Origin of the sequence: uncultured Veillonella sp., from assembly GCF_938010505.1 — a bacterium.
In the GTDB taxonomy this organism is placed as follows: domain Bacteria; phylum Bacillota; class Negativicutes; order Veillonellales; family Veillonellaceae; genus Veillonella.
Window position 1 is genome coordinate 1 of sequence record NZ_CALLVP010000023.1, and the last position, 13,264, is coordinate 13,264.

Here is a 13,264-nt window from a genome sequence, read left to right on the forward strand (position 1 = left end):
TAAAGTATTATTAATTACTGGAGGAACAGGGTCATTTGGAAATGCTGTTCTAAGAAGATTTTTAAAAACAGATATAAAAGAAATCAGAATTTTTTCAAGAGATGAAAAAAAACAAGATGATATGAGAAAAATCTATAATGACTCTAAAATAAAGTTTTATATAGGTGATGTTAGAGATTATAATTCTATATCAGATGCTATGAGAGGAGTAGATTTTGTATTTCATGCTGCAGCATTGAAGCAAGTTCCTTCTTGTGAATTTTATCCAGTTCAGGCTGTGTATACTAATATTTTAGGAACAGAAAATGTTTTAAATGCAGCAATAGCTAATAAAGTAAAAAGAGTTGTATGTTTAAGTACAGATAAGGCAGCCTATCCTATAAATGCAATGGGAATGTCAAAAGCACTTATGGAAAAAGTTATAGTGGCAAAAGGTAGAAACCTTGATGAAAAGGAAACTATGATTTGTCTTACTAGATATGGAAATGTTATGGCATCAAGAGGATCAGTTATTCCGTTATTTTTTGATCAAATAAGAGCAGGAAAACCTATGACTATTACAAATCCTAATATGACAAGATTTATGATGAGTTTAGATCAGGCTGTTGATTTAGTTTTATTTGCTTTTGAAAATGGTCATAATGGAGATTTATTTATACAAAAATCTCCTGCAGCTACTATTGAGCTACTAGCAAATACTATAAGAAATCTAGTAGGAAGACCAGAACATGAAATAAAAAATATAGGAATAAGACATGGTGAAAAATTGTATGAAGTTCTTATGACAAAAGAAGAAAAAGTGAGAGCTATAGATATGGGAAATTATTTCAGAGTTCCAGCAGATAGCAGAGATTTAAACTATTCTCAATATTTTGATAATGGACAGCCTATAGAAAAAGTAGAAGAGTATAATTCAGACAATACTTATCAATTAAATGAACAAGAATTAAAAGAAATGCTTTTGAATCTTTATGAAATTCAAGATGATTTAAAGTTATTATGGGAGATAAAAGGTTGTATATTTACATACTCACCTATTGACTTTAATTACAATCTAATACAACTAGAAGATGGTAATTTTTTTATTATAGATAAATTCAACGTATATTTTTTTTCATGTTCGAAAAAAGTTTTTTCTTTAATTTATGAAGCAGAATACGAAATTCAATTATATTTTTTTGATAATCAAATTTACATTACTGATGAAATTAAACTAATTTATCTATCTCATAATGGAAATATTATTTGGATATATTGGCACTTTGATTCTATAGATTTTATAGACTTTGTAGAAAAAAATAATTATCTTTCTCTACATTCTTCTAATGAAATTACAGAAATTGATAGAAACACTGGAGGAATATTAAAAAGCAAACCATAGTCTGCACAAAACCTTCAATCACAACATAGAAGCGTGTGCAGTACACACTCTGTTTCTGTATATTCTTGGATCCATCGTGGTTTTCTTGCTGTAACAGAAAAAGTACTTCGCCGGAAAGGAAAAAAGCCCGGCACACAGGAAACCCGTGGACGCTTCAATGGTAAAAGGACCATTAAAGAGCGCCCTCAAGAAGTTGAAAACCGTGAGGTTTTTGGTCATTGGGAACTAGATACAATGGTTTCTTCCAGAGGTCAAAGCAAAGGCTGTTTAGCTACATTTGTTGAACGTAAAACACGATTCTATGTGGCCATAAAAATGAATGATCGATCTAAAGATTCTATGTTTTTAGCTATTAGTTCCCTGTACAATACATTAACCAGCAAATTACTTAAAACCTTTACGGTGGACCGTGGTAAAGAATTTGCTTGCTATGAACAGGTTGAAAACGAGTTTGGAATACCAATGTATTTTGCCGATGCCTATGCAGCATGGCAACGAGGCTCTAATGAAAATAGCAATGGTTTACTTCGAGAGTTTTTCCCTAAGAAGACCGATTTAGCTAAAGTTACACTAGATAAACTAACAGAATCACTAATGTTGATTAATAATCGACCTAGGAAATGCCTTGGATTTAAAACACCATTCGACATGTTTAAACATGAGATTAGAAAATTGATTTAATTTTGTCGCATTACTTATTGCAATTCAAGATATATAATGAATCGCTATAGATTGATACAACACAAACTCGTTTTATTTATTTACAATTTTATTGATATTCTTCAATTCTATTCGCAAGGTTCCATCATCATTAGTTTTAATTTCAATGAACTCGCGATTTTTCATATATTCCACAGGAAATGAAATTTCAATGCCCGTATCGGTTTTAATCTTATGATGTTCACCAATTTTTGTGGCAAATTCACGATTTACTGATAAGGGGCGCATCATATCCGCATCAGCCAATTCCTTCTTTGCCGCCTCTTGTTGAATAGGCTTCTCTTTAAATACCTCTTCTACAATACGAACAGGATCAACTGTATCTGACACTTCGGCATTTTTAGCAATCATAGATTTTGTAGTTGTCAGTTCCACGACACCATCAGATTCATGAGCTTGTGCAACCTTATCTACAATAGCTTTTACTTTTCTCACAGTATCTCGAGATGATTGATTGGTCCCTAATTGTAATACCTTATCTGCTAATATATAAGATACTTCGCCATCATATTCACCCTTAGGTTCAAAAATACGAACACTAAAATCACGTAAATTGATGGATGCAAAGGACCGAAGTTTCTGAGATGGCATCGGTAATACAGCCTTATGTGTTACTAACTCCGTAGATAATGTACCATCATCTTCACTAAATAGTTGATGGGTAAACGCATCGTGAGCTTGACATAAAAGAATACAAATATAAGTTGAATCCGTAGCAGCTTCACATATTATGGTATCGATAACAACAGAATCTGTAGCTTGTTTCATATAAGTAAACAAGATTTCACCCAAGTTCTTACAGAGATCGATAAACTTAAGATCTCCATTTTTATAATCTACTAATTGTTTTCCCATTGGGCTAGCATCATGTAAGGTACCTGTTCTAGCACCTGGGTCTTTGAAAGCCTTCGCTACATGAGTTGCAATATAATCTTGTATAGCTTGATCGCCAACCTTTAATTCATGTTCAGAGTATACAGCTAACGAGGACGTAAAGTCGAAAATCTCTAGTGCAGCCTTATTTATCTGCATGATGCCTCCTTGTAATACTAAAATGTTTACTTTTTATTATACCACTCTTTTAGCTTTCGTTTATCAACTTTTGAGCATTCAGTAAGGGGTAACATAGGAATTTCGATAATATCTTTTGGCCACTCCACAGAAGGTCGCTCCCTATGGAGGATTTTTATAATCTCATCCAATTCTACATCATTTTCTAATACCATATAAACTACAAAATCTTCCCCTCTTATAACATCGGTTATATCAATAACAGCAACTTCAACAACGCCCTGTAATGATTGTAAATAAGATTCCATGGAAAGAATAGATATTTTATACCCACCCTTATTTACTACATCACCTTGTCGCCCATTAAACATAAGATAACCTTCGCTATCAATGTAACCACAATCGTTTACAGTATATGTATCAGGAATCCCTTCAATATGATATTTTGTAGTTACATAAATAACTCCATCATTCGCAGCAATCTGAACGGTCGGAAATGGTCTTCCCACCGTACCTTTTCGCTCTAGCCATTCTTTACCGGTGCAATACGTTATATAGTTAAGCTCTGATGCACCATAATACAAGATAAACTGCATATCAGGGCATATATGTTGTAACTGTTCCATCAATTGTCGATCCAGAACTTGAGATCCTGCAATGATGTATTTAATAGGTGATAATTTACTTTTACAGTACCGTACCAATAATCGTAGTTTCGTTGGTAATGCATATATATGGTCTACATGGTATTCTTCTATAAGCTGTATCCATCTACTAGGACGTAATGAACTCGTTGTAATAACGGTCCCACCTGCCCATAAAACAGCAATGACCATATTACTAACGCCAGTAAAACTAAAGCTTCCCTGTAAAAAGATTTTTGTAACTTTGTTTATATGAAAAATATCATTTTGAATATCAAAGAAGTCTCGCCATGATGCTTCACTACGCCACAATGGTTTAGGACGTCCTGTAGTACCCGAGGTAAGTACTCCAAATTCTGCTAGACTAGGTGCACCCTCAGTTTCTATTACACGAATTAATTCGTCTATATAGTCCATATCCATTTCATTATGGCATACCATAGGGCAACGGCCCCGATACAATCCACCTAACCACTGTACAAGTTGCTCGAAAAAGGACTGATGTTGAATTAATGTTACCACGCCCTTTGAATCAGCCTTATGAGCCGTAATATGGATAATACCACTTGTATTATCCATATCTATAAATTGTATAGCATCATATAATTCACCATATGTATATTCTTTATTATCTATAACAAGGGCAACTTTACTAGGTTTTAATTGTTTGTGTTTTTCTAATCGTTCAATAATTGTCATGTTACATGCGTTCCATAATCAAAGCTGTACCTGTACCACCTGCACCAGCAATAGCACATAATCCATAACGACCACCACAGGATTGTAAAGCAGCCATACAATGGATTGCCAATATTGCCCCAGAACAACCATAGGGATGCCCATAAGCTAATGCACCACCAAGCTTATTATATTTTTCCATATGATTAGGATAGGCCTTGTTAAAAAGTACATCAATAATGGCAAAGGCTTCGTTTTATTCAACTACATCAATATCATCCATAGTTAAGCCTGAACGATTTAAAATAGCTTTAGTACTTTCAAGAGCTCCCTCTGGACTAAACTGAGGATTTCCTGCCCAAGGCATGACACTATGAATTTTAAAAGGTCCAGGTTGATTAGATAGATACACAAATGCAACCCCATCATGAGTTAAAGAAGCATTGCCTGCATTTGTAATGGAATCAGCCCCCAACAAAGGCTTCATCCTAGACAAGAGTTTCTCATTCAGTTTAGGTCGAATACTTTCGTCCACACATCTTTTACCATCAATTGTAATAGGCATAATATATGACTGTAAATATGAGTTATCTAAAGCTGCTGATGCTCTTTGATGACTGCCAATAATATGCGGATATAAATCTTCCTTTGTTATATTGTGTTTATAAATAGTCCGCTCGGCCCCTTCAAGCATAGCTAAAGGCGATTGGTCTTGAGGAGTAAACTGAGCTACCTTATAGGTTCCTTTTCGATCATCCCCTAATGCATACACCCGCTCTGGCTGTAACGAAGAACTTTCAATACCACCCGCAATGACAGCATCCATAACACCTGACGCAATATATGTATACGCCATCTCAATGCTCATTAATGCCGAGGCACATTGCATATCTACGGTGATAGCAGGCACAGAATTTGGTAAATTACACATTATCCCCATAAGCCGTCCTATGTTGCCACCGGTACCAACTGCATTACCGCAAAATAGTCCATCTACCTGTGAAATACTATGGCGATTGATTAATGCATCAATTACTTTAGCTCCTAGCATCTCTGGTCTCATATGTTTATATTGTCCATTTAAAACGCCGATGGGACTTCGAAGTCCACAATGAATATAGACTGACATATAAACTCCTTTTATTAAAAGCAAAAAAGAGGCATCCCGAGGAATGCCACTTTTATTGTATTCTAAATTTTAATTTTAGTTGCTAACCAAGAAGCAACTAGACATTTTACGATATCCCCTGGGATAAATGGGAACATCACTACAGGCAATGCCGCCCAAAGTTCGGTCTTTGTAACAATCATAAAGCCTGCTACACCAAATAGGTATACTACAGGAATCGTAATCACAATAGAGCGCCAAGCATAGGATAAAAAGCTCTTCTTAGAACCTTTAAATACACTAAGTAAGGTATAAGCTACTGGCCAAGAAAAAATAAAGCCCCCTGTTGGCCCCAACAACTTACCAAGACCAGCCGTACCACCAACAAATACTGGCAAGCCTACTGCACCAAGCAAAATATAAATGATAAATACGATAAGTGCATCTTTAGGCTGTAACAATAAGCCGGTTAATGTGGCTACCAAAGTCAACGCCGTTACCATAGCAGGGCTAAATGGCAATGGAAAAGAAATATATGCTGAAATACATAATAAGGCCGTTAATAAAGCCATTTTTGTTAAACGTCTTGCTTCCATAATTACCTCTAACTAATACATCTTTTTTTCAAAGCTGATGAATCTTCATTTTCACCAAAAAACGTAGCAGAAAATGCCAATGTGTCACCAACGTAGCCTTCTACATGAGCATCCTCTGGAACTTCAACTAGAGTCACCTTATCATCTGCAATGACAGGTACATGAAAGTAAATCGCCATTTGAAGAGCAGATTTACTAATATTCCAATAATTCCATAAGGTTTCCAGAATCATGCAGCCAGGTACAACATAACGATCTTCTCGATGGATTGGATTTGTATCATTAATATCGTTTACAAATCGTACTACATCTTCCTTAGAAAATGATATAGCACCACTGCTTTCCTCTTGGTTTATTGTAGCGCGAATGCTGAATTGTTTCGGCACTGGTCGTAAATCAACCATCAAAAATCCTGATTTATCCATAATACCAATTGTCGTAGTTTTAGCGACTTGAGACACAATGTTACACATAGGTTCATCACTACCAGCAGAATCATAATGCATATGTTTAATTACACTATGCCCTGGTAATTCTAAATTATTATTACATAATGCTTTAAATAATGTTCTCATATAATCACATTCCTTTATTTATTTATTCAATAAATTGATTATAATCAACATTATTTCATTCGTCAACAAAAGCAATATTCATTTGTTAACAAATAAAAAACTATAAATCCAAAAAAGAGCCTATGACATAAATCATAGGCTCTTTCATATAAAATCTTATAGATTATCTATTTTAGATCTAATTCTTTTAGATAAGCTTTAAAGCTTTCTCCCAATTCTTCGTTGCGCAATGCATACTCAACAGTAGCTTTTAAATAGCCTAATTTATCACCTGTATCGTAGCGAATGCCTTCATAAGCTAATGCATATGTGTCAGTTTTAGAGGCTGCTAGTGCATCAGTTAATTGAACTTCATTACCTACACCAGGTTTAGTAGCTTCTAAAATATTGAAAATATCTGGTGTCAAAATATAACGACCTAATACAGCGAGTTGAGATGGTGCATCTTCTTTCTTAGGTTTTTCCACCAAGTTATCAACGCGATATAAATTATCAGACAATGCTTCACCAGATACGATACCATAAGAACTAACTTTATCTTCTGGTACAAATTGAGCACCTAAAATAATACCAGGATGCTCATTATAGCAATCAATCAACTGTTTTAAGCATGGATTTTCTGGATTGTAAACAATATCATCACCAAGTAATACTGCAAATGGTTCATCACCAATAAACGCTTTTGCACATAATACAGCATCACCAAGACCACGAGGTGCTTTTTGACGAATAAAGTGAACTTTAATATCCGCTAAATCCTTAATCATAGCCAATGGTTTATTTTTACCTTGGCTTTGTAACAGCAATTCTAATTCAACACTGCTGTCAAAATGATCCTCAATGGCGCGTTTATTACGACCTGTGATAATTAGAATTTCTTCAATACCAGAATCTAATGCTTCTTTCACAATGTATTGGATAGCAGGTGTATCGACAATAGGAAGCATTTCCTTTGGTTGAGCCTTAGTAGCTGGCAAGAAACGAGTACCAAAACCAGCTGCTGGAATAACAGCTTTTCTAATGCGTTGCATGATAGTCTCCTAACTAAAAGTCTTTACCTACAAATTTAATTTTCCATTGATCCTTTTTATTTTTATGACCATCTTTATATGTTAAGTACATGTCGAAGGAGTGTAAATCACGATGCCATGTGTAATAAACAGAATCAATATCGCCACTCATCAAATTATTTTTAACACTTACAGAAATGTCATCAAGACGAGTTAATTTGTAAGAGCCACCATAAATGAGTTCCTTAGGAAGCTCTGTCGTGTCAAAACGATATGGTGAATTATTGTAGGAGATATTTCGTTGATTATAGCTAACCCATACATTAGCGCGATTGCCAACTTTGGATTTGAATCTAGCTCCCCAATAAGGCATGCTACGAATTGTACCATCATAACCATAGTAGTCACGTTGGTAACCACCTAAGAAGCGTAAATCAGCATTTTTGCCAAGCGTGATTGGATCATGAGAAACTTCTGCATAATATTCCTTATGAGAACCTTTTACAGAGTCCTCTTTCCAATAACCAGCATTAACACCACCACGTACAGTAATTGGAGATTTACCTATATGATATGTATGAGTATCTAAACGAACTTCACCGATTTTTTCAACCCACACCGTTTTATCATTATACTCATTAGATTCCTTACTATAACCAATAGAAGCAGTCCCCCATGGTAAGTACTGACGATACCCCACTTGTGGTTTAAAACCAGCTTTAGAATACCAACGATAGTCGATATAAGCTTCACCATGCTTACCGATTGGGTACTCAGTACTGCCATGCAAACCAATTCCATCATCATTGCTATATGTAGGTTTTGGAATTAGAGAGAAAATACTAAATTTACCTTCTTTGTCATGACGCAACGAAGTTGTGTAAGATGGCAAGGATAATACTTTAAAGTTTTTAATATAGAAGGATGGTTTCTTGATAACAACCTTATCTCCAGGATACACTTTAATATCTTGGCCTTCTACACGATAGTCTGGAGTATGAACAAAAGCCATAGCATGTTTTGTAGTTACCATACCTTTTTCCATATGGCCTATTTGTCCATCAAAAATGGCATTATTTCCCTTTACATAATAGGGATCGGACCAGCCCATAGCTTGGTCTGCCTCAAAGTGACGATCACTAGTGCGATACGTCATATTTTGACCTGTAATATCTTTTGTTTTACCGCCATCTTCCAGGTAGCGATAGCCACCAACAGTACGGTACTCTGTAGTTTTAGTATTACCTTCAATACGGGGAGCCATCAAAGTTTGATTACCTTGAGTAACCACAACATCGCCCTGGGCATATACATTACCTGTAGAGCCAGTATAAGACATTTTGTTAGCATCGATGCGTGTAGGCAACTGTTCAGCAGGAGCATCAGATTTCGCCTTTTCACCACGACGTACAACACGGATATTGCTATGTTCAGGTGTAGATGCTTTAGAAATTTCTCCTGCATAGGATTGACCTACGCTATCCAATGTATCTTGATATACAATGGTTGACTCGGTAGCGGCCCATACAGGTTGTGCTAAACAAACAACACATGCCGCTGCTAGCCATTGTACTTTACGTTTCCTCATGGTTACTAGAACTCCTCATACTTTAAGAATTTGTCAATTATTGATTACGTTTTACAACAACGATAGGTTGAGAAACATTTTCTACAGCTTCTTCCGGTTCTTCGACCTCAATAGTATCTTCAACTACAGCATCATTTTCATCAACACCATTATTTTCTACGTATTCTTCAGATTCACCTGTTGTATTAGGCACAGTTACTGCATCAGCCAATTCATCATCACTATGAGCTAAACCATCACCACCAATAACAAGACCTTGAATTGTTACGGAATCTTGAGGTTGTACATATACAGTAGCACCAGCTGGGTACTCAATATTTTTACCTTTGATGAAAGCGCCCCCTACAAGTCCAACAGGGCCGAGCAAAACTGCGCCAGCCACAGATGCCCCCGCCGCTTTAACTTCACTGCGAGTTTTATCTTTAGCCTCTTTACCTTGTACAGCCGTAAATTCTGTACCATCAATAGCTGGGATTGTATCAAATGTAATATCTAATGCACCATTACGACCAAAGGAACGAGCCTTTTTCAAAGAAGTAACTGTCCCGGACCCTACAGTCCCTGCAGGTACTAATAAGACATTACCATCCATTACATTTTCGGCAACAGTAAAAGATACAGTGTCACCTTCATGACTAGTTTTAGAAGAAACAGCTTCATTTAAAGTCACTTTGAACACTTGGTTACCAGCCAATGTACCTACTTGGTTAGTAAGAGCCACATTGCCACCATAAACCTTTGTTTTCAAAGAGATAATACGTTTTTGTAAGGAACCACTACCAATGCGACCATTAACGCTGCGTTCCATTTTTTCTACACGGTCTACAAGAGATCCAGCGTTAATACTGTTTTGATATGTATATTCCAATGCATCCATTTCTTCACGCAAAGAAATATTTGTACCACTACCTTCTACAGAATTATAAAGGGAGTCAACACGTTTACTCAATGTCGCAGAATTACCGTTGAAACCAGCACCATACACGGTTTCATCAAGTTGATTAATGCGGTCCACAACAGCACCATCTTGTACGGCACCATATACAGTAGTCTCTAAAACATTTGTCTTTTCTGTTACTGTACCAGGAGCAGCAAATGCAGTACTTGAAATTAGGGATGCCATTAAAAGTGTAAGTACTTGTTTCTTCATAAATTCCTCCACAACGTATCTAATGTATAACTGTTATACAACAGAATAAGCACGGGCCTAAGACCGTGCTCATTCCCTGAGTCTATTAATTTATATGCTCAGTGGCCATTAAATTTTCAAATCAATAATCGCAGATACACCTACGCCTTGAACACGAGATGCACCAACTGGGTTTGTGCTATCAACAGGAACTAAACCTTTTACACGAACCATACCATTAAAGCTACCTTCTACTTGGGCAACAGCTTTAACTTCTTCAATGCTAGATGCAGGACCAGTAACTTGAGCAGCACCGATATAACCTTTTGTACCAATACTGATGATAGGTACTACTTTAGTCGTATATTCTGTGCTTAAATTATTTTGTTTCAATAATTTATTTAGGAAAGAGTCAATTTGTGGGCCAAATTTGTTAACAACGATGCCAATACCACCAATTTTAGCCGCACCGCCAAGAATGCTGCTAAGTCCACCAGCTTGAGTCGTCAAGATACCGCCAAATGCAGTTGTAGTTAAACAAATCCCTAGAACAGCTGTAATAATCTTCTTTTTCATAATAAGCCTCCTATAGATACTTATATTTTAACAAATTCTATACATAGATTCTAGTGAAAGTATAAGAACTTACACTTAAAGATAATAGCATTATATAAAAACACCATGAATCCGTAGTGAATTTTATACAACTTAATTTAATGCTACCATCACCAATGAATAGTGTCAATAACTAATATAAAAAGCAATTAAGAAGCCTAAAAACAAGAATAAAAAATGAAAAAATAGTACAGTGAGATTGGTAATATAAATTATAAAATTAACAAATTCGCGGAACTTGATCTTCACCTAATAAATCAATCAAACGAACACCACCAATAGTCGTTTGTAATCCAACCTTACCGATATTTTTATCTAAGGTTTTACCAATTAGTACGGCTTCTTTTCCCTCTTCAAAACTATGAAGAATCTTAAGAGTTTCATCTGTAACAGATGGATCGACTACCATTACTACTTTACCTTCATTAGCTAAATATAAAGGGTCGTACCCTAATATGTCACAAACAGACTGTACCTCTTCATGAATCGGTATGGCAGTTTCTTCAACCTTAATTCCCACATGGCTTTGGTCAGCTATTTCTTTTAGAACAGTACCTAGGCCACCACGAGTGGGGTCTCTCAATAAAGCAACTTGAACTCCTACTTTATCAAGCACCGCATGAACCATCTTATTTAAAGGAGCACAGTCAGTTGTTAAAGAATTAGATAAATCTAAACCAAATCGTTGACCCATAACGACAATAGAGTGATCCCCAATAGCGCCGGATAATATAATATTCATCCCCGCTTTCACACGATGTGGACCAATATCTATTCCATCTGGAATCATGCCAATACCCGCAGTATTTATGTAGATTTTATCTACTTCGCCTTTTTTAACGACCTTGGTATCACCTGTAACAATTTGAACATTTGCTGCTTTTGCCATTTCTGACATAGTGCGAAGAATTTCATCTAGTTCTGCAAAGGCCAAGCCTTCTTCTAAAATAAGACCACAACTTAAATATTGAGGTATCGCACCATTCATGGCTAAATCATTTACAGTTCCACAAACAGCCAACTTGCCAATATTACCACCAGGAAAGAACGCAGGTTGTACCACATAAGAATCGGTAGAAAAAGCCATACGCCCGGCTGTAACGGGAAACTGGGCACCATCATGTAGGGGTGCCAACAAATCATTTGTAAAATATTTCAAAATAAAACGGTCCGTCAACTCATGACTGAATCGACCACCATTACCATGGACTAAGCGAACTCGTTCCATATCAATCCTCCCAAGTCGATCCACCACTAGAATATCCATATTTATACCATGCAGCACAGCTACCTTCTACAGATACCATACAGGCACCAACAGGATGATCCAGGGTGCAGCTTTTACCAAATAATGGACATTCACTCGGTTTAATAAGACCTTGTAAGACTCGACCACATTGACAGCCTTTAGGATCTAGGGATGGTTTCTCTAACTCAATAGGTAAAGCACGCTCTACATCATAAGCTGCATACTCATCCTTTAATACTAAACCAGAGTTTGAAATAACTCCAATACCTCTCCATGCATCATCGCATACATCGTATACTTCCTTTATCATAGCTTGCGCTACAGGGTTGCCCTTCTGCATAACTACTGAATGATATGTATTGCCTACCACAATATTTCCAGACTTACGTTGCTCTAAAATATTAGCTATCGCAGCCAAGATTTCTAAGCCATCAAAGCCAGCAATACAAGATGGAATAGCATATTCTTCAGGCAAAAAACGGTAAGGCTCTTCACCTATGATAACGCTCACATGGCCAGGTAGAATAAATCCATCGATATGGCCTTCTTGTTTATCTAGTAATGCACGCAATGCTGGTGGTACTAACTTATGAGATACGAGGAAGAATACGTTCTTTAATCCCGCAACATGAACGGCTTTTACAGTAGCACAAATTACGGCTATAGTCGTCTCAAAGCCAATAGCTAAAAATACTATTTTCTTTTCTGGGTATTTTTTGCTTAGTTCTATCACCTCTAAAGGCGTATAGATAACATGGATGTGAGCGCCTTTTGTTTGAGCTTCGCTGAGGCTGCTATAACTCCCAGGGACCTTCAACATATCACCAAAAGTAGCAATAATAACATCATTACGTTCTGCATAGGCTAAGGCCTTATCCATATACATTTGATCTGTTACACATACAGGACATCCTGGTCCACTAACAAGTTCTATGCCACTTGGCAATAATTGACGAAGAC

At 36.4% G+C, this 13,264-nt stretch carries 11 protein-coding genes and 2 pseudogenes; 2 read left to right on the forward strand and 11 right to left on the reverse strand.

Features of this window, described 5'->3' with window-relative positions:
- Together Q0507_RS01035 and Q0507_RS01040 are read left to right on the forward strand one after the other, a co-directional pair.
- Positions 1-1,381 (forward strand): polysaccharide biosynthesis protein (locus Q0507_RS01035; protein WP_298711095.1); only part of this gene is annotated, 1,381 nt, incomplete at its 5' end.
- A 21-nt stretch (positions 1,382-1,402) separates the two neighbouring features.
- Positions 1,403-2,062: pseudogene (locus tag Q0507_RS01040) on the forward strand (IS30 family transposase); the annotation flags it as partial.
- A gap of 72 nt (positions 2,063-2,134) precedes the next feature.
- On the opposite strand, the gene Q0507_RS01045 reads toward Q0507_RS01040, so the two are convergent.
- From Q0507_RS01045 to hypD, 11 genes and pseudogenes are all read right to left on the reverse strand, one after another.
- Entirely contained in the window at positions 2,135-3,133 is a 999-nt protein-coding gene (locus Q0507_RS01045; protein WP_298711098.1) for a nucleoid-associated protein, read from the reverse strand.
- Between the two features lie 26 nt (positions 3,134-3,159).
- On the reverse strand, positions 3,160-4,455 hold the full coding sequence (locus Q0507_RS01050; protein ID WP_298711100.1) for an AMP-binding protein: 1,296 nt from the start codon (positions 4,453-4,455) through the stop codon (positions 3,160-3,162).
- A gap of 1 nt (position 4,456) precedes the next feature.
- Positions 4,457-5,563, reverse strand: a pseudogene (locus tag Q0507_RS01060) (thiolase family protein).
- 62 nt (positions 5,564-5,625) lie between these two features.
- On the reverse strand, positions 5,626-6,138 hold the full coding sequence (locus tag Q0507_RS01065) for a biotin transporter BioY (RefSeq protein WP_298711106.1): 513 nt from the start codon (positions 6,136-6,138) through the stop codon (positions 5,626-5,628).
- An 8-nt stretch (positions 6,139-6,146) separates the two neighbouring features.
- On the reverse strand, positions 6,147-6,713 hold the full coding sequence (locus Q0507_RS01070; protein ID WP_298711109.1) for a hypothetical protein: 567 nt from the start codon (positions 6,711-6,713) through the stop codon (positions 6,147-6,149).
- A 167-nt stretch (positions 6,714-6,880) separates the two neighbouring features.
- The gene (gene galU, locus Q0507_RS01075) at positions 6,881-7,744 is read right to left on the reverse strand and encodes a UTP--glucose-1-phosphate uridylyltransferase GalU (protein ID WP_298711111.1); all 864 of its coding nucleotides are present in this window, start codon (positions 7,742-7,744) and stop codon (positions 6,881-6,883) included.
- Between the two features lie 13 nt (positions 7,745-7,757).
- Entirely contained in the window at positions 7,758-9,311 is a 1,554-nt protein-coding gene (locus Q0507_RS01080; RefSeq protein WP_298711114.1) for an LptA/OstA family protein, read from the reverse strand.
- A gap of 37 nt (positions 9,312-9,348) precedes the next feature.
- Positions 9,349-10,461, reverse strand: a complete 1,113-nt coding sequence (locus Q0507_RS01085; protein ID WP_298711117.1) for a hypothetical protein — start codon at positions 10,459-10,461, stop codon at positions 9,349-9,351.
- 108 nt (positions 10,462-10,569) lie between these two features.
- Positions 10,570-11,016, reverse strand: a complete 447-nt coding sequence (locus Q0507_RS01090; RefSeq protein WP_004693328.1) for a hypothetical protein — start codon at positions 11,014-11,016, stop codon at positions 10,570-10,572.
- A 259-nt stretch (positions 11,017-11,275) separates the two neighbouring features.
- Positions 11,276-12,283: a hydrogenase expression/formation protein HypE gene (gene hypE / locus Q0507_RS01095; RefSeq protein ID WP_298711120.1), complete on the reverse strand. Its 1,008-nt coding sequence runs from the start codon at positions 12,281-12,283 to the stop codon at positions 11,276-11,278.
- 1 nt (position 12,284) lies between these two features.
- Positions 12,285-13,264 (reverse strand): hydrogenase formation protein HypD (gene hypD / locus Q0507_RS01100; RefSeq protein WP_298711123.1); only part of this gene is annotated, 980 nt, incomplete at its 5' end.